Annotated in this window: 20 protein-coding genes and 1 tRNA gene; 10 read left to right on the forward strand and 11 right to left on the reverse strand. The window is 54.3% G+C overall.

Annotated features, from left to right (window positions below; genetic code table 11):
* Window position 1 precedes the first annotated feature (1 nt).
* Window positions 2–1,507: a hypothetical protein gene (locus tag BN3796_RS07055; protein ID WP_061707676.1), complete on the forward strand. Its 1,506-nt coding sequence runs from the start codon at window positions 2–4 to the stop codon at window positions 1,505–1,507.
* 15 nt (window positions 1,508–1,522) lie between these two features.
* The gene (locus BN3796_RS20680) at window positions 1,523–1,777 is read left to right on the forward strand and encodes a hypothetical protein (RefSeq protein ID WP_148381769.1); all 255 of its coding nucleotides are present in this window, start codon (window positions 1,523–1,525) and stop codon (window positions 1,775–1,777) included.
* Window positions 1,778–1,848: 71 nt separating this feature from the next.
* Here the strand turns inward: BN3796_RS20680 and BN3796_RS07060 are convergent.
* Window positions 1,849–1,924, reverse strand: a tRNA-Phe gene (locus BN3796_RS07060).
* 313 nt (window positions 1,925–2,237) lie between these two features.
* Here BN3796_RS07060 and BN3796_RS07065 point away from each other — a divergent pair.
* On the forward strand, window positions 2,238–4,310 hold the full coding sequence (locus tag BN3796_RS07065) for a hypothetical protein (protein ID WP_061707677.1): 2,073 nt from the start codon (window positions 2,238–2,240) through the stop codon (window positions 4,308–4,310).
* A 35-nt stretch (window positions 4,311–4,345) separates the two neighbouring features.
* Here the strand turns inward: BN3796_RS07065 and BN3796_RS07070 are convergent, their stop codons facing one another.
* The 6 genes from BN3796_RS07070 to aspA all read right to left on the reverse strand — a co-directional run bounded on the left by BN3796_RS07070 (window position 4,346) and on the right by aspA (window position 12,150).
* Window positions 4,346–6,205, reverse strand: a complete 1,860-nt coding sequence (locus BN3796_RS07070) for an STY4199 family HEPN domain-containing protein (RefSeq protein WP_061707678.1) — start codon at window positions 6,203–6,205, stop codon at window positions 4,346–4,348.
* 348 nt (window positions 6,206–6,553) lie between these two features.
* Complete coding sequence (locus tag BN3796_RS07075) at window positions 6,554–7,129, reverse strand: transcriptional regulator (protein ID WP_061707679.1); 576 nt, start codon at window positions 7,127–7,129, stop codon at window positions 6,554–6,556.
* 47 nt (window positions 7,130–7,176) lie between these two features.
* The gene (locus tag BN3796_RS07080) at window positions 7,177–8,883 is read right to left on the reverse strand and encodes a protein-disulfide reductase DsbD (RefSeq protein ID WP_061707680.1); all 1,707 of its coding nucleotides are present in this window, start codon (window positions 8,881–8,883) and stop codon (window positions 7,177–7,179) included.
* Window positions 8,859–9,182: a divalent cation tolerance protein CutA gene (cutA, locus tag BN3796_RS07085; protein ID WP_061707681.1), complete on the reverse strand. Its 324-nt coding sequence runs from the start codon at window positions 9,180–9,182 to the stop codon at window positions 8,859–8,861. Before cutA ends, BN3796_RS07080 begins: the two co-directional genes overlap by 25 nt.
* 113 nt (window positions 9,183–9,295) lie before the next feature.
* Window positions 9,296–10,597: an anaerobic C4-dicarboxylate transporter gene (locus tag BN3796_RS07090; protein ID WP_061707682.1), complete on the reverse strand. Its 1,302-nt coding sequence runs from the start codon at window positions 10,595–10,597 to the stop codon at window positions 9,296–9,298.
* A gap of 116 nt (window positions 10,598–10,713) precedes the next feature.
* Window positions 10,714–12,150 (reverse strand): aspartate ammonia-lyase, encoded by a 1,437-nt coding sequence (gene aspA, locus BN3796_RS07095; protein ID WP_061707683.1) that lies wholly within the window; start codon window positions 12,148–12,150, stop codon window positions 10,714–10,716.
* Between the two features lie 335 nt (window positions 12,151–12,485).
* Between aspA and BN3796_RS07100 the strand changes: the two genes are divergently transcribed.
* A complete protein-coding gene (locus tag BN3796_RS07100; protein ID WP_061707684.1) occupies window positions 12,486–12,950 on the forward strand; it encodes an FxsA family protein in 465 nt (154 codons plus the stop codon).
* A gap of 78 nt (window positions 12,951–13,028) precedes the next feature.
* Here the strand turns inward: BN3796_RS07100 and yjeH are convergent, their stop codons facing one another.
* Window positions 13,029–14,267, reverse strand: a complete 1,239-nt coding sequence (gene yjeH / locus BN3796_RS07105; protein ID WP_061707685.1) for an L-methionine/branched-chain amino acid transporter — start codon at window positions 14,265–14,267, stop codon at window positions 13,029–13,031.
* 177 nt (window positions 14,268–14,444) lie between these two features.
* On the opposite strand from yjeH, the gene BN3796_RS07110 reads away from it, so the two are divergent.
* Window positions 14,445–14,738 carry a co-chaperone GroES gene (locus BN3796_RS07110; RefSeq protein WP_004152420.1) on the forward strand — a complete coding sequence of 98 codons (294 nt, stop codon included), beginning with the start codon at window positions 14,445–14,447 and terminating at the stop codon, window positions 14,736–14,738.
* Between the two features lie 43 nt (window positions 14,739–14,781).
* On the forward strand, window positions 14,782–16,428 hold the full coding sequence (gene groL / locus BN3796_RS07115; RefSeq protein WP_061707686.1) for a chaperonin GroEL: 1,647 nt from the start codon (window positions 14,782–14,784) through the stop codon (window positions 16,426–16,428).
* A 60-nt stretch (window positions 16,429–16,488) separates the two neighbouring features.
* Here groL and BN3796_RS07120 read toward each other — a convergent pair whose 3' ends face one another.
* Complete coding sequence (locus BN3796_RS07120) at window positions 16,489–16,950, reverse strand: YjiG family protein (RefSeq protein ID WP_061707687.1); 462 nt, start codon at window positions 16,948–16,950, stop codon at window positions 16,489–16,491.
* On the reverse strand, window positions 16,931–17,608 hold the full coding sequence (locus BN3796_RS07125) for a nucleoside recognition domain-containing protein (protein WP_061707688.1): 678 nt from the start codon (window positions 17,606–17,608) through the stop codon (window positions 16,931–16,933). The genes BN3796_RS07120 and BN3796_RS07125 overlap by 20 nt, the downstream gene beginning before the upstream one ends.
* Before the next feature lie 252 nt (window positions 17,609–17,860).
* On the opposite strand from BN3796_RS07125, the gene BN3796_RS07130 reads away from it, so the two are divergent.
* Window positions 17,861–18,214, forward strand: a complete 354-nt coding sequence (locus BN3796_RS07130; RefSeq protein WP_061707689.1) for a DUF4156 domain-containing protein — start codon at window positions 17,861–17,863, stop codon at window positions 18,212–18,214.
* Between the two features lie 71 nt (window positions 18,215–18,285).
* Here the strand turns inward: BN3796_RS07130 and epmB are convergent, their stop codons facing one another.
* Window positions 18,286–19,314, reverse strand: coding sequence for an EF-P beta-lysylation protein EpmB (gene epmB, locus BN3796_RS07135; protein WP_061707690.1), 1,029 nt, complete (start codon window positions 19,312–19,314; stop codon window positions 18,286–18,288).
* A 40-nt stretch (window positions 19,315–19,354) separates the two neighbouring features.
* Here epmB and efp point away from each other — a divergent pair, with 40 nt between their 5' ends.
* The 3 genes from efp (at window position 19,355) to ecnB (ending at window position 20,362) form a co-directional block, all read left to right on the forward strand.
* Window positions 19,355–19,921, forward strand: coding sequence for an elongation factor P (gene efp / locus BN3796_RS07140; RefSeq protein WP_061707691.1), 567 nt, complete (start codon window positions 19,355–19,357; stop codon window positions 19,919–19,921).
* Window positions 19,922–19,977: 56 nt separating this feature from the next.
* A complete protein-coding gene (locus tag BN3796_RS07145) occupies window positions 19,978–20,109 on the forward strand; it encodes an entericidin A/B family lipoprotein (protein ID WP_061707692.1) in 132 nt (43 codons plus the stop codon).
* Window positions 20,110–20,215: 106 nt separating this feature from the next.
* A complete protein-coding gene (ecnB, locus tag BN3796_RS07150) occupies window positions 20,216–20,362 on the forward strand; it encodes a lipoprotein toxin entericidin B (RefSeq protein ID WP_061707693.1) in 147 nt (48 codons plus the stop codon).
* Window positions 20,363–20,402: the final 40 nt, after the last annotated feature.

Consider the following 20,402-nt stretch of genomic DNA (forward strand, 5'->3'; position numbering starts at 1 on the left):
AATGCATCTATTAAATGAACCGCAGATAGATAACAAATTAAGTTATTCCTTGGCTCTTCTCAATAATGAAAATAGGCTAATTACGACTCCTTGGAGTAGAATCGTTAGGGGGTTAGGGTTAGGGCAGTATCCTATTGTTTATGATGAGAAAATATCTGGTTGGATTCAAGATGCGTTTGAAGAACTCAAAATTAAAACAAATTTAAAAAACAATTATACCAACTTTTCCTCTCTGTTGAGTGATTTCATATGTTTACTTATTAAGCCAAACCAGAATTTGAGTAAGGAAGATTATGTTAATTATATTGAAAATATAATTTATCTGATCAATCATGAATTTGATCCCTACTGCAGAATCATGCAATATTGTATTGCAATTGATGCCCTGGCAAAATTAAACATCAATCTTTTCAACTTTCTCGATAATAAAATAGATCTTGGCAGCATTCTGTTTGATACCATTCATAAGATACGAGCGGGTGTGAGAAAAGATGAAAATAGAGAGAAATACGGAGAATATGAAAAGCTCTCCGCCTATACTTCGGTCTTTTTTTCGTTGGCCGTTTGTAACAAAGCGGAGCTAGCAATTAATGATGAAAGTAATCATATCGCTGATGCATTAAAAACTCTTCATAATATTCCTTCACCTTTCTTTCGTGGACGAGGAGGAAGTATGCTTTTCAGTGCGATTGCGTTAATGGGGCATGCAGAGATGTTAGGTAATCCTGATCAGGACTATATTCTTCAGATACTCGATTATCTTGATCGTGCGAAAGATATTGGTATCTCTCCTTCTTTTCCACAACGTATGACTCCTGCATTTATTAATTTATATCCTTTATTAACAATGCTAAACGCAATTGCTGCGACAGGACATAATCGCGCACTTAATTATCGGCAGGATCGTATTCTTCAGGCCAAAAATCTAATGGATGAACTTACTCCCATCGAAAGAACTCATATGGGGCTCTATTATATCATGGCGATTAATAATCTAGGTTTGTTGGACAGGGAAAAAAATTATATCAATATGTTAATCGAAGAACTGATTGCAACCATAAAGAGTATTGATTTATCTGAAAATTATTTCCTTAATGGCATAGCGGGTTCGTATGTTATTGAAACGGCCAAAATTGTTGGCAAAGGAGATTGTATTTCTGAAAAATTAATTCAAAAAATTTCTGATTGTTTTTCAAAAATGGATGGAAAACTTGAAGATAAAGTAAATCGTCCTTATCCATTTGCGTATGCGCTTACTATGTTGGGAGAACTTGGCTATGTACATAAGCTATTTGAACCGTCGGTATGTTATGAAAACCGTTCTGCAACAAGCTGGATGATCGATAATTTGGTTTATGCAGGCGAGGGCGTGGATAGCAGGTTGTACATGTTTAACCATGCTCTTATCAATCTGATGCTGCGTATGCGAGGAAATACCTTTCCACAATTAACAGCTTATAAAAATTTTCTCTTTCATGCAGATGAAAGACAATTGCGAACCCTTTAGCGAGGCTCTGGTGGAATGAGACGATCCCGTTTTCAATATGGCGTTGTGCGGGCGGCTTTAGACTATTTAAAAGGGAGCCTGACGGAGAGTGAATTACTGCTGCGTCAGCCTGCTTTCGAACCGAAAACGGATCGGCTGCGGCGCTATTGTCAGAAGCTGGCACAGCTGACGAGTGGATTGCTAACGGCAGCCAACGAAAGCGCAACCGGGAATGTGCTGTATGAAATGGGGGATAGTACGCGAACACGCTTAAAGCGCCGCGATGGCTGAGAGCGGGGAGGAAACGCTGAATTAACCCATAAAAGCAAAAACCCGCCTTGTAGGCGGGTTCTTTAGAATAGTGGTGCCCGGACTCGGAATCGAACCAAGGACACGGGGATTTTCAATCCCCTGCTCTACCGACTGAGCTATCCGGGCAACGGGGCGCATTAAACCGTAATCCCGCGCGGGCGTCAACACTATTTCCAGAAAAGCTGTTCAACTGCTTAACTTTGCGGCAATCACTTCGTTTTCGGCTCTCCTGGCACTCGGTTATGGCTGTTTATGACGAAAAAACACCCGGTACAGGCCAGCACAGAAGGCCGCAGGGAGGCCAGCGCAAATACTATTAATTCACGTGATTGATACGTTCCGCTCTCTTACTGCATGATCGGTGGCTGAACCGCTTTTTATGACTTCTCTTGCTGAACTCTCTGGCTTGTAACCATGCGCGTCGGCGCAAAGGATAACCATGGCTGAAATTTTTCACTGGGAGCACGTGGCTGCTGCGCTGGCAAACCAGACGTTCTCAATGTCTCCTGCGTTGCGCGATATTCCCGAAGGCACGCTTGCCATTGGTATTGGCGATAGCGCCTCTGCCGGGGTGGCGCTGAATTGCAAAAACAGCCGTGCCTACCGATCCGTCTCCGCCTGGCTCTGGAATTGCAGTGCGGATGAGCGTTCCTGGCTTAAGCAGCAGGGGGCAAACCACGCAATTGCTCAGGTAGTGATTGAAGACTTTTCACTGGATAGCTGTTTTTCCTGGCTGCTCTATACGGCGCTCATGCTGAGTGAAGAGGCTACGTTTCCAGCCGGACTGGAGACATGGGTCAGCTATATCGACCAGTGGGAGCAGGGTAATTATCTGGACGGGGATCGTTTTTCTCACTCGGCCGCCTGCCTGCATACGGTTTACGCCCATGCACAGCTTCATGCGGCTAAAAGAGAATCGCAGAATTACGACCCGGCGTTATTGAAGCAAGGCTTTACGCGCTGTATCAAACTGCTGACTGAATTTATCAATCGTACCGCGGTACCTCAGCAGGGCATTCAGCCCTTTTTTTCTGCTGAATATCAGGCGGCTGAGGCGGCGCTGGCTTATGAGCATCAGCTCTACGAACTGGTGATCCAGCGAGCCGCAACCTGTCAGCTTCTGGTGGAGCAGGCCAACAGCACGCGTAAGGTATTAATTGACGCGCTGTTTTTGAATGAACAACATCCCAGCGGCCTGTTTAAAATTTTTGCCCGCAACGATCGCTCCCGCTCCTGGAGTAAAAATGGCTTCACACTGCTGGGGATCCATCGCCCGCAGGAGAGAGGCACTGGCAATGATGTGGTGATCTCCGTCGATCCCCGGAGCGGCATCTCCCTGCAATCTCTCTGGTGCGCGCTGGAAGAGGCTGAAAACGAGCGCTGGGGCGGGGAGCGTCCAAAGGACAATCCCCGGCCAATCTGCAGCTATCATGAGGGAGACGGCCCCAATGAGCCCTGGTGGGATGATGCTGGACAATACACCCTCCTTGGCGCACCGAAGCAGCTGCCGGACGGCGAGCCGGGATCCCGGCTCGACTGGTGGCAGGATATTTTGCCGCTCATCTGGCAGGAGGGCTTTGTTAAGCCGCTCGTTCCCAGTCTGCAACGCATCACGCCGCCCCTTGTCGAGCCTGAGGGACATAAGCGCGTGTGCGCGTGGTGCTGGTCGGACGCGGATTCGCGTCTCCAGCAGACGGATACCACCAGCTACCTGATGGATACCCCTTCATTCCAGGCGTGGCTGGCGGGAAGCAGCCAGGACAAGCCTGTCGTCACCCCTTATGAATTACTACAGGCCGATCGGTTTGAGGCGTACTGGCAATCGGATGTGCTGGTGGTTTGCCATCAGCAGGGCGTAACGCTGTTTAGCCGCGTGGCAGAAGATCCGATGCTTGAACGGTTACTGGCGGTAGCGCAGCGTATCGCCACGCTAAGCGATAACTATGCCGCCTTCCTGCAGCAGATCCGGGAGATTTTCAAAAAATGGCCCTCCCGGCTGAACCAGCAGGCGGCGGTCATAGAAGATAAACAGTGGGAAGAGGAGATATTCGCGCTACGGGTTAACGCCCTGAATGTACTCAACAGCACCGAAACGCTCTTCTCCAGCGCCGGTGAAAACCGGCTGAGCGAGACGTTGCAACAGCACTGGGGATTGCACGATCAGCGCGGGACGCTCTTTGCTCAGCTGGATCGCCTCGACCAGCTGATGAAAGAGGCGATTGAAAGGCAAAAGTCGCGGCGGCACCGTATCTACGGTTCACTCTTCTCTGCCCTGGGGATGGGGATTGCGGCCAGCCACGTCTGGGAGCCGGTGCGGGATATCCTGACGACCAACGAATATGAATGGCAGCTGCTGCTCTTCAAAACGCCAGGCGTGGAGACGCAACACCTGGCGGAGATCGCTGAGCAGAGCGCCCATTTTGAGCTTATTACGCTGATTGTCTTTGTCGCTTTCGCCCTGCTGGGCTTTATTCTCTTCTGGTTCTTTGATATTCGCAGCCAGGAGGAGTAAGGCCCGCCTGGCAAAGGAGTGCCAGGCGAGACGGGTTATTTGACCACGTTATAAATGGCCCGCTGTGCGCGGCTCCAGTTATCGCTACCCCCGATATTCGGTCTGGACGTGGCCTGTTTCACGCAATATTCATGGACCAGCTTGCGGATATCGTTAACGGCGGGCACGCCCGCCAGCAGCTGGCCGTTCAGCCTGGCCAACAGCGTCTCATATAACGAGAGTGTCGATACGTTAAAGATATTGAATCTGGCCGCTTCATTCAGCAGGGGCTGCGCGTCTCTGGCCATCAGGCGGCTCTCACAGCGGTCGGCAGGCTCGATTTTCGCCATCTCTTCGTCGTAGGCTTTCTTCTGGCGCTCCTCAAAACTGACGGCTTTATCCAGCTCCGCTTTGATATAGGCGACATCCTGCGAAGAGGAACAGAAGGTTTTCAGGAAACGCGTCTGCATAGTTGTTAAAGCGTTGCCCCGACTCACGTTGTCGCGCAAAAGGCTGTTCATCCGCGGACAGCCCTGCCTTTCATCCATCAGCGAGGCGTGCTGCAGCAAGAGCGCCAGCGTCTCCTGCCTGTCATCCAGTAGCGCCTTTTCGGCATAATAGAGCTTCCAGCCCATGCCGCCATCCATAAACAGGCCCACCACGCGCGTGTCACCCCGGTCGATAGCGTCGCGAATATTCTTTTCATCCCAGGCGATACCGATATTCGCCAGCTCTTTACGCGGATCGCTGCTGGTCTCTTTTTTGACGCCAGAAACGATTTTTCCCACATCACTGACATCGCTGCGAATCACTTCGGTGTTCACTAAGGTCCGCGTTGAAGTGTTAAAGGTGAGAAGAGAGCCTACAATCAGTACGGCAATGCCCGCGATTACCCAGACCATATTTTTACGCAGGGAGCCGGTATCGGTCTTAATCTTGTCCAGCTTTTCTCCCTGTCCAGCGAGGGCGTCTTTCACTTCGCCGATATCATCGCCCAGCCGATCGAGTTTCTCAGCGGTCTGAGCGAAATAGCGGCGCAGCTCCGCGTCGCTGGCATCGAAATAACGATCCGGATTGACCGCGACGCGCCCCTCGTCAAAGGCTTCCTGCACCGGCGCGGCGATCTCTTCGTAGTAATAATTGACCAACGCCGTCTGTACCGACGTGACCCGCTTATGGTGTGCAAGCCGGTTGCGGATGGCGCGAATATCGTTGAGGAAGGTAATCAGCGTTTTGCGTTTATCGCTCATAAAACTGAGCAAGGGGGTGTACTGGTAAAGCGGAGAGTAATGGGCGGCATACTCGTTTTTATCGACAAAAAGCGACGAAAGCTCGCTAAAAAGCGTGCCGCTTAAAATGTCGTCGCGATCGGCCACGCGTAGCCAGGCCTGGACCCGCTCCTGGCCAAAGAGCTTTTGCAAATGATTCAGCAGCGCCTGTTGATCGCGATACGCCTCATTAATCAGGCTGCGTATCATCAGCTCTACGGCGCGGACCTGCTGTAAGCTCTGCAACTGCTTCTTATCGCCTTCGCCGTGCAGCGCGGTGGAATAGGTCAGCAGCGGCTGCTTTTCTTTCAGCATTTCGAGCTGCGATAAAAAGCGCAGCGCGGCAATCGTTAAATCCCTGCTGGCAGGTTTATCTTCCTGCTGTCGTTTTTGCAGTTTAATCAGGGTACGAAGCGCCTGGGTAAAGGCCAGCATTTCGTTCTGGTTAAGGTTGAGCTGGTCGGCCACTTTATTCCAGTCGCCAAGCTGCTGGCGAATCTGCTGTAAGGCATCGAGAAATGCCTCGGGCGTAAGCTGAGCGGGAGCCTCGTAAGAAAAGAGATTCAGTATCCCGGAAAAGGCGTCGCGGTAAAGCGTCAGGGAACGGCTAAAGTCGTTTTGGATATTAGCAGCAGAAAAGTCGGGCATAATATTCTCATCGCAGGAACAGGATATATTCCCGGCCCGATTAATCGTGAATAGTCAGGTAGTTACCTGCGAGGCCAGAAAATTCTTAATTCAGCCATTATTTAAGATTTCTTTTTACTTCGTCAACGATTTACCGGCTGGCTGAACTTACCCGAATTGGTAGCTATATAAATATAAAAAAGGCAATTTGAGAGTTTGCGCTGGTGGCGATCTGTTTTACTGATTGCATTGGCTGAGCTGGCGGACGTGGCCGGGAAGGGTGCACAGGCTGTTTCGCACCACCGTGGGGATGGTGCGCTTTCAGCGCCTGATGGCGCTGTGCCTGCTGGCCTCTGTGTGGATGGGGGGTCAGGTCAACGCGCCACCCTGACGGCACTGGGCAAAGCGCAAAATATCTTCCGCCAGGCGGTGGGCGGTGTCGACATCCTTCTGGCTGCGATTCACCAGCATCCGGCTCAGGCAGCCTTCCAGCACCAGCTCCATCTGCCTTGCGACCATTGCGGGATCGTCCACCTCAAGCTTTGTTAACAGCTCGTGGGTGAAATCATGCGCCGCGCGCTTTTGCTGATCCGCCAGCTGATGGATAGGGTGCTGCGGGTCGGGGTACCAGCTACAGGCGGCGATAAACAGGCAGCCGGGGTAGCGGTTGTTGCTCACGCAGTCGGTCAGCGCCGCGTAGCGTGCGAGCAGCTTTTGCTCGGTGGAAAGCGACTCATCCAGCAGCAGTTTTCTGCGCCAGATATCGACCTGCTGACTTAAATAGCGCAACGCGTCATACAGCAGAGCCTCTTTGTCGGGCCAGAAGCGCAGCAGTTCCTCCAGAGGGTAATCGATGCGCTTAGCCACCATCTCAAGCGTCGTGCCAGTAATCCCATTAATTTCAAGCAACTGCAGGGCTTTACTTAATACATCTTCACGTTGCACGGTTTTTTCCTCCGTATGCTAACGGTTTCTCCCGTTTCAAGTGTCGTTTACGGTTGGCGATCGCGCAAATGCGCATTAAACGCCGCGGCATCCATAAACCCCGTGACTCGCGCGGCGGGCAGCTCCTCGCCCTGCGCGTTAAAAAACAAAATTGTCGGCAGGCCCAGCACCTGAAGATGCTTAAGCAGTGCCTTATCTTCTGCGTTATTGGCCGTGACGTTAGCCTGCAGTAAAACGCTATTTTTCAGGGCGTTTTGCACCTGCGGATCGCTAAAGGTGTATTTTTCGAACTCTTTACAGGCGACGCACCAGTCGGCGTAGAGATCGAGCATTACCGGTTTACCCCGGGCCTGCGCCAGCGCACGGTTAAGCTCGCTCACGTTGCGGATCGGGGTGAAGTCGAGATGCGCCTGCGTCTGCGCCGTCGGCGCGCCAAAGGCCCAGTCCTGCAGAGGGCGCACGCTGATAAGCGCGGCGGCCAGCAGAAGGATCTGCACCAGACGCCACGTTTTTTTCGCCGTAAGGCTGACGATAAACGCCCAGCCAAAGAAAGCCACGCCGAGCATGGCCCACAGACGCATTCCCCAGAGATCGCCGATAACGCGCGTCAGCAGAAAGACGGGCAGCGCCAGAATCACAAAGCCGAACGCGGTTTTAACCGTCTCCATCCATGGCCCGCTTTTCGGCAACAGGCGATTGCCAAACACGGTGACCAGAATCAGCGGCAAGCCCATGCCCAGCGCATAGAGATAGAGCGTGCCGCCGCCGAGCCACAGGTTGCCGCTCTGGGCGATGTAAAGCAGGATGGCGCTAAGCGGCGCGGTGGTGCAGGGGGAGCAGATGAGCCCGGCGATAGCCCCCATCACAAATACGCCGCCCGCCGAGCCGCCCTGCTGGCGGTTGCTCATCAGCGTCAGGCGCGTTTGCAGTGAGGCGGGGAGTTGCAGGGTAAACAGGCCGAACATCGACAGCGCCAGCAGGATAAAGACCACGGAGAGGCCGATCAGCACGTAAGGGTGCTGGAGGGCCGCCTGGAATTGCAGGCCTGCCGCGGCCACGACCAGGCCGAGCGCGGTGTAGGTCAGCGCCATCCCCTGTACGTAGATGAAGGCCAGCAGCAGGGCGCGGGCGGTGGAGAGACGCTGTTGGCCACCGAGCACGATGCCGGAGATAAGGGGATACATCGGCAGGACACATGGGGTAAAGGCGATACCGATACCGATGAGCAACGCCCAGAGCGCGGAGAAGGGGAGTTCAGCGCCCGCTTCGCCCTTCACGTTGTCCTTCTCTCCCGAAGAGAGAGGGGAAACGGCAGGTCCCGCCGATGCGGTGACTTCGCTCAGCGGCACCACTTTGGTTTCTGGCGGATAGCAAAAGCCCGCGTCGGCGCAGCCCTGATAGGTTACGGTCAGCGTGGCGCCGTGGTCGGCCTGCTCTACGGTCAGCGGCACCGTCAGGCGGTGGCGGTAGATTTCGCTTTTGCCGTAGAACTCATCCTCATGCCACTCGCCTTTGGGCAGCTGAAGCGCGCCCACTTTCGCCTGCGCGGGGGTAACGCTGACCTGTTTGCGGTAGAGGTAATACCCCTCTTTCACCTGCCAGGTAAGGTTAAGATCGTGCTGGTTTTGCTGGAAATCGAAAACAAACGCCTGGTCAGCGGGAATAAAATTTGACTGGCCGGGTGCGTTAAACAGCCCGGCAAAGACTGAACTGCTGCAGAGCAGCAGGATCAGCGTAAGGACGCGTTGAGCCATGAGAGATAATCGTTATCGCCATGGACTACCGGCAAAGCCAGCAGTTCCGGTGTCTGGTAAGGATGATGAGTTTTGAGGCAATCGAAAAGCGCCTGCTGATGCGCAACGTCTGTTTTCAGCAGCATCTGCACTTCATACTCCTGCTCCAGACGGCCCTCCCAGTAGTAGAGCGAGGTGGCGCCCGGCAAAAGGGTCACGCAGGCGGCAAGCTGTTCCGCCAGCACTTTGGCGGCAAGATCCTGGGCAGTGGCTTCATCGGGGGCGGTGCAAAGTACAACAACAGCATCAGGCGTGTTCACAGGTCGACCTCCTCATCGCGAAAGGTTTCACTATACCACGCCGCAACGGGGGCCATTAATGAAACGGGCCGCTAAGCGGCCCGATTTTAACTAATTTTACAACGCGTGATCGTTTACAGCAGCACGCCGCCGATGATAAAGCCCAGCACCACGCAGAGGGTAATGGCAATCACCCCGGGGATCAGAAACGCGTGGTTAAAGACATATTTGCCGATACGGGTCGATCCGGTGTCGTCCATCTCCACTGCCGCCAGTAGCGTCGGGTAGGTCGGCAGAACAAACAGGGCGGAGACGGCGGCGAAGGAGGCTACCGCCGTCAGCGGGCTGACGCCGAGCATCAGCGCGGCCGGCATTAGCGCTTTGGTGGTCGCCGCCTGGGAGTAAAGCAGGGTCGAGGCGAAGAACAGGACCACCGCCAGCAGCCACGGATAGTTATGCAGCAGCTCGCCCGCGACGGTCTGAATATCGCCGATGTGCGCTTTGACGAAGGTATCACCCAGCCACGCCACGCCCAGCACGCAGACGCAGGCGCTCATGCCTGACTTAAAGGTGCTGGCATTCAGCACTTCGCTGGTATCGATCTTACAGGTGATGCTGATTAAGGTGGCGATGGTCAGCATAAAGACAACAATCGCTTCGTTACGCGGCAGCACCGGGTTCTGAATCAGGCCTACCGTATCGCTGATGGCGGTGGCGTAAAACATCACCGCCACGATACCGATCAGGAACAGCACGACGGAACGTTTAGCGTGCGGTTTCAGTTCAAATACCTGATTGCCGCGCAGCTTCACTTCGCCTTTTGCCAGACGCTCCTGGTAGACCGGATCGTCTTTCAGCTCGGCGCCAAGGAAGTTACAGATCACGGCGGTGATCATCACGCCAATCAGCGTGACCGGAATACAGACAGAGAGCAGCGTCAGGTAGCTCACGCCCATCGGCTCCAGAATACCGGCGAAAAAGACCACCGCGGCGGAAATCGGCGAGGCGGTAATGGCAATCTGCGAGGCGATAACGGCAATGGAGAGCGGGCGTGACGGACGAATGCCCTGCTCTTTTGCCACCTCGGTAATGACCGGCAGAGTGGAAAACGCGGTATGGCCCGTGCCCGCCAGGATGGTCATAAACCAGGTCACCAGCGGTGCAAGGAAGGTAATGTATTTAGGATGACGGCGCAGCATACGTTCCGCCAGGCTTACCAGGTAATCCATCCCGCCCGCTACCTGCATGGCGGCAATCGCGGCGATAACCGCCATGATGATCTCAATAACGTCAAACGGGATCGCGCCGGGTTTGATCTGAAAAAGAAGGGTCAGAACAAGCACCCCGAGACCGCCAGCAAAGCCGATGCCGATCCCCCCGAGCCTTGCACCCAAATAGATCGCCAACAGGACGATGACGAGTTCTGCTCCAAACATAATAGCCTGCCTTGCTCATTAATAAATTGATATTGAATTGTTGTGTTTTCGTTATGCCCATAAAGAAAAAAGGCACGTCACAAGTGACGTGCCTTTCAAAAATTTAACCTGTACGGTTACTGTTCGCTTTCATCCGTATATCGTTTCGCTTTATAGGCCGGGTGCATAAGATTTTGCGCCGAAAAGATATCGTCCAGTTCGGCTTCGGTCAACAGTCCTCGCTCCAGAACGACTTCGCGCACGCTTTTACCGGTTTCTGCGCAGATTTTACCCACGATGTCACCATTATGGTGGCCAATGAATGGGTTAAGGTAAGTCACAATACCGATCGAGTTGTAAACGTACCCTTCGCAGACCGCTTTATTGGCGGTAATACCGTTAATGCATTTTTCCAGTAAATTGTAGCAGGCGTTGGTCAGGATATGGATCGATTCAAACATCGCCTGGCCGATCACCGGCTCCATGACGTTCAGCTGCAGCTGACCCGCTTCGGAAGCCATGGTTACGGTAGAGTCGTTACCAATCACCTTAAAGCAGACCTGGTTAACCACTTCTGGCACTACCGGGTTCACTTTCGCTGGCATGATGGATGACCCCGCCTGCAGCTCTGGCAGGTTGATCTCGTTCAGGCCAGCGCGCGGGCCGGAGGAGAGCAGGCGCAGGTCGTTACAGATTTTGGACAATTTGACCGCCAGACGCTTCAGCGCGCTGTGTACCATAACGTAGGCGCCGCAGTCGGAGGTCGCTTCGATCAGATCTTCCGCCGGGACCACCGGCAGGTTGGAGACCTCCGCCAGCTTCTGCACCGCCAGCTGCTGATAGCCATCCGGGGTGTTCAGACGGGTACCGATCGCGGTTGCGCCGAGGTTTACCTCCAGCAGCAGCTCAGAGGTGCGCAGAAGGTTTTTCGTCTCTTCATTAAGCAGCACGTTAAACGCGTGGAACTCCTGGCCCAGCGTCATCGGCACCGCATCCTGCAGCTGGGTGCGCCCCATCTTCAGAATATCCTGGAACTCCACCGCTTTACGCTGGAAGCCGTCGCCCAGCTGGTTGATGGCATCCACCAGTTTCACGATAGAGGCGTAAACCGCGATGCGAAAACCGGTCGGGTAGGCGTCGTTGGTGGACTGGCACTTGTTTACGTGATCGTTCGGATTGAGGTACTGGTATTCCCCTTTCTGGTGGCCCATCAGCTCCAGGCCGATGTTTGCCAGTACTTCATTGGTATTCATATTGACGGAGGTACCCGCGCCACCCTGGTAGACGTCGACCGGGAACTGATCCATGCACTTGCCGTTGTTCAGCACTTCATCGCAGGCGGCGATAATCGCGTTAGCGGCGCTTTTGGGAATGGTTTGCAGCTCTTTATTAGCCAGCGCCGCCGCTTTCTTCACCATCACCATGCCACGGACAAACTCAGGGATGTCGCTGATTTTGCTGTTGCTGATGTAGAAGTTTTCAATCGCTCTCAGAGTGTGAATACCGTAGTAGGCATCCGCTGGAACTTCCCTGGTACCCAACAAATCTTCTTCGATACGAATGTTGTTTAGCATGTGAACCTTCTTTTCAAGCTGCAGATGGATTGTACTTAACACACAGTGGATATGTGGTTTTGAATATGAGTGACCGAAGATTATTCCCTCATTCGGTCAGATGAACGCGATCATATGCTGATGATAGCGAATTGCCGTAATCTGGATCACTTATTATTGTCCTTGTTACATGATAATTACTAATCTGTGAAATGAATCACCGCTTTAAAATTTCCAGAAAAAATATCCGTGCAAACCGATTGAATTTTAGCTAACCGCGCCCCATCTCTTACGGACGCAACCTGCAAAATCATTCAGACAGGCGCGCCAACGCGTCTGCCACACAGGAGAAGCCAGTGCGCTGGATACCGTTTATTGCCATTTTTCTCTATGTCTACATTGAGATTTCGATTTTTATCCAGGTCGCCCACGTGCTGGGCGTCCTGCTGACCCTGATCCTCGTTATCTTTACCTCGGTTATCGGCATGTCGCTGGTGCGCAATCAGGGTTTCAAAAATTTCCTGTTAATGCAGCAGAAGATGGCCGCAGGCGAAAGCCCGGCGGCGGAGATGATCAAAAGCGTGTCGTTGATTATCGCCGGCCTGCTGCTGATCCTGCCGGGGTTCTTTACCGATTTCCTCGGTCTGCTGCTGCTTCTGCCGCCGGTGCAGAAGCATCTGACCCTGAAGCTGCTGCCGCACCTGCGTTTTAGTCGTATGCCGGGCGGCGGTTTCAGCACCGGACCGGGAGATACGTTTGAAGGGGAGTATCAGCGTAAGGATGAACATCGCGATCGTCTGGATCATAAAGACGACCGTTGATTTTTTGCCGGATGGCGCTGCGCTTATCCGGCCTACAGGAGCCGTAAGCCCGGTCAGCGACAGCGCTACCGGGCTTTTTTACGCCAGCCTGCGTTTAGGTAAAAACAGCCACAGCCCCGCCAGCATCACAATGGCATAGAGACTCTTCCATCCCATCATCGCCAGCAGTAGCAGGCATAGCGCACAGCCGACAATCGCCAGCGTTTTATACCGCCCTTTCAACAGTCGACAGCCCGCCAGCATGCAGAGCAGGTAAATCATGATGAAAATACCGTTGGCGTAGACAATCAGCGCATCAAGGTTGATATCCAGCCAGTAGATAGCCAGCGAACTCACCACGCAGCAGCCCAGCACCGTATTAAGGGCGTTGAGCGGCAGCTGGCGCGCGGAAAGGCGCGCCAGGCGGCTCTCAGGTTTACCAAGCGCCTGGCTCCAGACCAGCCGGGCGAAGCTCTGAATGTAGATATTCAGGCTGGCGAAGCAGGCAAGGTAGCCAATCACGCAGGCGATCCACAGCGCTTTAACGCCAAACAGTTGCACCACAACCCCCGGCAGCGAGGCCGCCGCCGCGCGGTCTTCCCCGTAGGCGTTGAAATGGAGGATCAGCACGGTACAGGCCCAGTAAACGCCACCTGCCAGCAGCAAGCCGATCATCAGCGCGCGAGGGAAGTCCCGCTCCGGGTGTTTAAACTCGGAGGCGAGATGGGCAAAGGCTTCCAGCCCGACGAAGCACCAGAACATCACCGACAGGGCGGCGAAAAGTTGAGAATGGTTAACGTTCGGGAGAGCCGGGAAGGGGATCTCTGCCAGGGTGATATCGCCCGCCCACCAGATGGCGACGATAAGCCCGACAATCAGCAGCGCCACCAGGGTTTGCAGGTTAGCGCTGGAGCTGGCCCCGCGCGAGCCTACCCACCAGATGATGGCGAGGGTGCCCAACTCTGCAAACAGCAACTGCGTGTCGTGCCAGCCAAACAGCGCCTGGCCAAAGCCCGTGGCGATATGCAGCGCCGCCGGTAGCCCCACCGGGATCACCGATAAAAAAAGCCAGCCGGTAACGCGCGCCAGGCGCGGACCAAACGCCATCCCGACAAAATGCGCCACGCCGCCCGCGCTGGGGAAGTGTCGTCCGAGCACCGCAAAGACAATCGCCACCGGAAACACCAGCACAATCAGCGCCGGCCATGCCCACAAACTATTATTGCCCGCCACCAGCGCTGCCAGCGCCGGGACCGCAAACACACCTGTCCCTAACAATGAGGTTGAAAGCAGACCAACACCCTGCGCCAGCCCCAGTTCCTGCCTGAGTCCACTCATTTACTTCGTCCTGCCGCCATCAAAAGAAGGCGATGGTAACACTTTCGCAAATTTTTTTTCGATCGCCCCTTGAAGGGGTAAAAACCCATCCCCATCTCTCAGGGCACTAGCCGGAAAACCGTCTTCGGCCCGGCGTCACCCATAACTGATAAAGACTTTCTCAAAGGAGAGCTATCAATGAGTATTCGTCCGTTACATGATCGTGTGATCGTCAAACGTAAAGAAGTTGAAACCAAGTCTGCGGGCGGCATCGTTCTGACCGGTTCTGCGGCAGCAAAATCAACGCGTGGCGAAATCATCGCTGTCGGTAAGGGCCGCATTCTGGAAAACGGAACCGTGCAGCCGCTGGACGTAAAAGTTGGTGACATCGTGATTTTCAACGATGGCTACGGCGTAAAAACCGAGAAAATCGACAACGAAGAAGTGCTGATCATGTCCGAAAGCGACATTCTGGCAATTGTTGAAGCGTAATCCGCGAACGACACTGAACATACGAATTTAAGGGAAAGAAAAAATGGCAGCTAAAGACGTAAAATTCGGTAACGACGCTCGTGTGAAAATGCTGCGCGGCGTAAACGTACTGGCAGACGCAGTTAAAGTGACCCTCGGCCCGAAAGGTCGTAACGTGGTCCTCGACAAATCCTTCGGCGCGCCGACCATCACCAAAGATGGCGTTTCCGTTGCACGTGAAATCGAGCTGGAAGACAAGTTCGAAAACATGGGCGCCCAGATGGTGAAAGAAGTGGCTTCCAAAGCGAACGACGCTGCGGGTGACGGTACCACTACTGCAACCGTACTGGCGCAGGCGATCATCACTGAAGGTCTGAAAGCCGTTGCTGCGGGCATGAACCCGATGGACCTGAAACGTGGTATCGACAAAGCTGTCGCTTCCGCTGTTGAAGAGCTGAAAGCGCTCTCCGTACCGTGCTCTGACTCTAAAGCCATTGCTCAGGTAGGTACTATCTCCGCTAACTCCGACGAAACCGTAGGTAAACTGATCGCTGAAGCGATGGACAAAGTCGGTAAAGAAGGCGTGATCACCGTTGAAGACGGTACCGGTCTGGAAGACGAACTGGACGTGGTAGAAGGTATGCAGTTCGACCGCGGCTACCTCTCCCCGTACTTCATCAACAAGCCGGAAACTGGCGCTGTTGAGCTGGAAAGCCCGTTCATCCTGCTGGCTGATAAGAAAATCTCCAACATCCGCGAAATGCTGCCGGTTCTGGAAGCCGTTGCGAAAGCAGGCAAGCCGCTGGTTATCATCGCTGAAGATGTTGAAGGCGAAGCGCTGGCGACTCTGGTGGTTAACACCATGCGCGGCATCGTGAAAGTGGCTGCGGTGAAAGCACCGGGCTTCGGCGATCGTCGTAAAGCGATGCTGCAGGATATCGCTACTCTGACTGGCGGTACCGTGATCTCTGAAGAGATCGGTATGGAGCTGGAAAAAGCGACCCTGGAAGATCTGGGTCAGGCGAAACGCGTTGTGATCAACAAAGACACCACCACCATCATCGATGGCGTGGGCGAAGAAGCGGCAATCCAGGGCCGTGTTGGTCAGATCCGCAAGCAGATCGAAGAAGCGACTTCCGACTACGATCGTGAAAAACTGCAGGAGCGCGTAGCGAAACTGGCAGGCGGTGTTGCAGTCATCAAAGTTGGCGCAGCGACCGAAGTTGAAATGAAAGAGAAGAAAGCACGCGTTGACGACGCCCTGCACGCGACCCGTGCTGCGGTAGAAGAAGGCGTGGTTGCTGGTGGTGGCGTGGCGCTGGTACGCGTTGCCGCTAAACTGGCTGGCCTGACCGGTCAGAACGAAGATCAGAACGTCGGTATCAAAGTTGCGCTGCGCGCAATGGAAGCTCCGCTGCGTCAGATCGTCTCCAACGCCGGTGAAGAGCCGTCTGTTGTGACCAACAACGTGAAAGCGGGCGAAGGTAACTACGGTTACAACGCGGCGACCGAAGAGTACGGCAACATGATCGACTTCGGTATCCTGGACCCAACTAAAGTAACCCGTTCTGCTCTGCAGTACGCGGCGTCCGTTGCGGGCCTGATGATCACTACCGAGTGCATGGTTACCGACATGCCGAAAGGCGATGCGCCTGACTTAGGTGCTGCTGGCGGTATGGGCGGCATGGGTGGTATGGGCGGCATGATGTAATCATGACGTTCTGCACCGCGCAGAAATAGAGAACCCCGGGCAGCGATGCCCGGGGTTTTTTTATATCAGGATCTGCATCACCCACATGGCGAGCAGGGCGTTAATCACGCAAACGGTGATAATGTGCGGATAGTATTTAGGGTTCACCCCCGCCGTGCCCAGACAGCGTCCGGTATTCTGCACCGGATTACCCATCAGATAGATAGCCGGCAGCAGAACGGTGGCATCGTGACCGTTTAACACTCCCGTCGCGACCAGGCTGGCGCAGACCCCTACGCCGCCGCCCATGCTCATCACCGAAGCCAGGAGCACCGTTGCCGCCTCGCCGGGCAAGCCCCACAGCGCCATAACCGGTTCGCAGAGCCTGCCGACAATATCAAGTAGCCCGGTCACCTTCAGCGCCTGGATGATGACAAAGGCCATTACTACGTTCGGCAGCAGGCTGGTGGTGGCGATGGTGAAGCCGCGTCGGGCGCCGTCAATAAAGAGATCCATCAGGTTCTTACGCGCTGTGGTTGTCATGAGGCACCTCCCGGAGCGAACGGTTTTCCATCTGCGCGATCCATAACCGTAAAAAATTGGCGCCGACAAATTTAAAGACCAGGATCACCGCCAGCGGCGTGATGACCGGCACCGTGATACTGGTGAAGAGCGCCGCGCCGGAGGAGAAATAGTTGGTGATAATGGCGCTGCCGCTGGTCTGGAAGGTGGCGAAAATCGCCCGTTCCCGATCGGTGATCGTCCCTTCATCTGCAAGCTCTTTGGTCATGCCTGCGGCGGCGTCGGTATTTTGCAGGTTAGCGATCAGCGCCAGCGAACAGATACCCGGCACGCCGAGCAGCGGCCTGAGGATCGGTGTCATCAGATTTTGCGCCGCCCGCAGCCCGCCCAGCCCTTCGGTGACTGAAATAATACCGAGTGACAAAATGACCGATGGCGCCAGCTCAAGGGCGAATAAGAAACCATCCTTCGCGCCGGTGCCGTTGATGCCGCGAAAGGTGACTGCCGGGGCGCCGTCGCTGCCCGTCTGGCCAAAGGTGCCGTTCAGCACGGTGAAGTCAAATACCCGCCACCATCCGTCGGCGCTGGCAAAAAAACCGGAAAAGAAAATGATGGTTAAAAAGAACGCGAGATATCCGACCCACGTGACTTTCCCCTCGTCCGGGGATGTTTTGCTCATGCTTCCTCCTGTTTAAAGTGTCCCTGTTTCCGTCAGCGCAAAAAACAGGCTGACGGAAAGCCACTAAAAACGAAAAAGCACAAAAAGACGATATCAGCGGTATGATTATCAGAATCCATTTAGGGGAGAGAAGAGATCTTTCGTGCTTGATACTTCGCAGAAACGCGCCGGGATTTTTCTTTTGCTCCTCTTTTTAGTATAAGGTTTACACACGGGCAACGGGTGTCCAGCTTATTGAAAACGAGGAATAACATGCGCGTAAAAGTCAGTGCAGGGATCGTAGCGGCAGCGTTGCTGCTGGCGGGGTGCAGCTCCAGTAATGAGCTGACCGCAGGTGGTCAGAGCGTTCGCTTTGTGGAAGATAAGCCGGGTAGCGAATGTCAGCTGTTAGGCACAGCCACCGGCAAGCAAAGCAACTGGCTCTCCGGCCAGCATGGCGAAGAGGGCGGCTCGATGCGCGGCGCAGCCAATGCTCTGCGCAACCAGGCGGCGGCGATGGGCGGCAACGTCATTTACGGCGTCAGCAGCCCAACGCAGGGAATGCTGTCGAGCTTTGTCCCGACCGCCAGCGAAATGAACGGTCAGGTCTACAAGTGTCCGAACTGACCGGGGCGGCTTGCTCCCTCGCCCGATAAGCGAGGGAAGCGGAGGGCAGGAGCGCACAGGCCTCCTGCCTTTTAGCGCTGGCGCAGCTGCAAATCGAGCGGTGTTTTGCTCGGCTCGCCGCCAATCTCGCGTGCCAGCTTTGGCACCATATAGCCTGACACCAGCGTCAGCAGTTCACGCATAATTTGCCTGGCCTCATCATCTTCGACCATAAAATGCGCCGCCCCCTGTACCCTGTCGAGCACATGCAGGTAATAAGGCATCACGCCTGCGTCAAACAGGGCATTACTCAGATCGGCAAGCGTGCGGGCATTATCATTCACGCCGCGCAGCAGCACGCTCTGGTTGAGCAAGGTTACGCCCGCCTGACGCAGACGCGCCATACCCGAGCGGAACGCCTCGTCAATCTCATTAGCGTGGTTAATGTGGTTTACCAGCAATATTTGCAGACGCGAGCGCGCAAAGTGCGACACCAGCGCGTCGGTAATCCGCGCCGGGATCACGATCGGCAGACGGCTGTGAATGCGCAGACGCTTAATATGGGGGAGGGCTTCGAGCTGTCCGATCAGCCACTCCAGCTCGTGATCTTTCGCCATCAGCGGATCGCCGCCGGAAAAGATGATCTCATCCAGCTCAGGGTGGGCGGCGATATAGTCCAGCGCGACCTGCCAGTTCCGCTTGTTGCCCTGGTTTTCGGCATAGGGAAAGTGTCGGCGGAAGCAATAACGGCAGTTTACCGCGCAGCCGCCTTTGACCAGCAGCAGCGCGCGGTTGAGGTATTTATGCAACAGACCCGGCACCACGCTGTTCTGTTCCTCCAGCGGATCGGTGCTAAACCCCGGCGCGGCAATAAACTCCTCTCTGGAGGTAAGGGTTTGTTTCAACAGCGGATCGTCGGGATTACCTTTCTCCATTCGCGCGACAAAGGCGCGGGGAACGCGCAGGGCGAAGAGGCGCTTCGCCTCGCCGCCTGCGAGCAGCGTTTCGTTTTGATCCAGCTCTAAAAGCTGCAGTAATTCATCGGGACTGGTGATTACATCGGCAAGTTGCGCTAACCAATCTTCTCTGGATGGGGTATTTAGGGTTACAATATGCGCCATTTTGTGGCTTAGCTACCAGTTAACAATTTCAGAGGGCCTTATGGCAACGTACTATAGCAACGATTTTCGCTCTGGTCTTAAAATCATGTTGGACGGCGAACCGTACTCCGTTGAATCCAGCGAATTCGTTAAACCAGGTAAAGGCCAGGCATTTGCGCGCGTTAAACTGCGTCGTCTGCTGACCGGCACCCGTATCGAAAAAACCTTCAAATCTACCGACTCCGCGGAAGGCGCAGACGTTGTCGATATGAACCTGACTTACCTCTACAACGACGGTGAGTTCTGGCACTTCATGAACAACGAAACCTTCGAACAGCTGTCAGCTGACGCTAAAGCGATTGGCGACAACGCGAAATGGCTGCTGGACCAGGCTGAGTGCATCGTGACCCTGTGGAACGGTCAGCCGATCTCCGTTACCCCGCCGAACTTCGTTGAGCTGGAAATCGTTGATACCGATCCGGGTCTGAAAGGCGACACCGCAGGTACTGGCGGCAAGCCGGCTACCCTCTCCACTGGCGCAGTGGTTAAAGTGCCGCTGTTCGTTCAGATTGGCGAAGTGATCAAAGTGGATACCCGCTCCGGCGAATATGTATCCCGCGTGAAGTAATTCGCGTAACGCGTCAGGCGCAGCCTCTGCTGCGCCTGATCCCGCTGAGAAGAGTCATGAAACGCAGCGTTAAGCTGCTTTTGTTAATGTTCGTCTGCGGCGCACTGCTGTCGGGTTGTAATACCGCGCGTGGCGCCGGCGAAGATATTCAGGATCTTGGCCATATTATTTCCCACGCTGCCAGCTGATCCCTCTAATTTTCTTAAAATTGTTTCCTTTTCCTTCAAACGGCAAGATCTTGTCTATCCTTAAGTAGCTATACACAAATAACTTTGGCTATAAAAGGAAGATATTATGGTTAAGAAAACAATTACTGCGATCCTTTCTGTACTGGTGCTTTCCTCCGTGCTGACCGCATGTAACACCACCCGTGGCGTGGGCGAAGATATCTCTGACGGCGGTAACGCTATCTCCGGTGCGGCAACTAAAGCTCAGAACTAAGCCCGGTAGTAAAGTCAGGCGGTACGGGGCAAATCGTTGC

The organism is Pseudenterobacter timonensis, assembly GCF_900021175.1.
GTDB lineage: Bacteria > Pseudomonadota > Gammaproteobacteria > Enterobacterales > Enterobacteriaceae > Enterobacter > Enterobacter timonensis.